At 73.1% G+C, this 294-nt stretch carries 1 protein-coding gene; it reads right to left on the reverse strand.

Annotated elements, in window-relative coordinates; genetic code table 11:
- A partial coding sequence (locus tag IH13_RS0133415) for an acyl-CoA dehydrogenase family protein (RefSeq protein ID WP_031090436.1) occupies positions 1 to 294 on the reverse strand: 294 nt, incomplete at both ends.

Below are 294 nucleotides of genomic sequence, written 5' to 3' on the forward strand. Positions count from 1 at the left end.
CGAGCAGCCGCTCGGCGATGATGTCGCGCTGGATCTCGTTGGTGCCGGCGTAGATCGGGCCGGCCAGGGAGAAGGTGTAGCCCTCGGCCCAGCCGCCCGCCGCGGGTGCCTCCGTGGCGTGGTCGGCGAGTTCGCCGAGCGGGCCGAGCAGGTCGAGCGCCGTCTCGTGCAGGGCGATGTCCAGCTCGGACCAGTAGACCTTGTTGAGGCTGGAGGAGGCCCCGGCCGGTCCGCCCTCGTCGTGCAGCACGCGGGAGGCGGTGGCGTAGGAGAACAGCCGGTAGGCGCGGGGGG

The sequence above is a fragment of the Streptomyces sp. NRRL WC-3549 genome (assembly GCF_000721935.1).
In the GTDB taxonomy this organism is placed as follows: Bacteria; Actinomycetota; Actinomycetes; order Streptomycetales; family Streptomycetaceae; genus Streptomyces.